The organism is Oleiphilus sp. HI0123 (assembly GCF_001635315.1).
Genome location: NZ_LWGE01000688.1, coordinates 1 through 382, shown reverse-complemented (window position 1 = coordinate 382; position 382 = coordinate 1). Strand labels below are relative to the sequence as shown.

Annotated in this window: 1 protein-coding gene; it reads right to left on the bottom strand. The window is 47.4% G+C overall.

Annotation, left to right across the window (positions count from 1 at the left end; all coding sequences use genetic code 11):
• On the bottom strand, positions 1-382 hold a 382-nt coding region (locus tag A3761_RS06210; protein ID WP_304439594.1), incomplete at both ends, for a transglutaminase domain-containing protein.

Sequence of the window (382 nt, the reverse complement as noted above, 5' to 3'; positions counted from 1 at the left end):
CTATACTGGTGTTGTGGAATCCCACCTTGGCTCATAAGGTTGGCAACCGCTGCAGCATTCTTAACGTTACCCACCCAATTTCTTGCTTGGTCGGCAGGTATATTGACGACACCGTATTTATATCTTGCTTCGTGACCCGCGGCTCTTAGCAGCGAGATCAATAAGCTTGAGCTATCAAAGGCATTGCCTTGTTCTGATTGAAGCGTGTAATCAGCACCTTGCATCACACCAAAGCTCGGAATCCAGCGAATAGTATCGTGTACCCAGTTATACAAACTCAAAGGATCGGTGCCGAGTTCCGCAACTTTGCCTGTAATCGCCTGAGTAATCTCTGTGGCACTGTCAGTCGTAGAATAGCTTCCATTATCAGTCCCCAATAAGC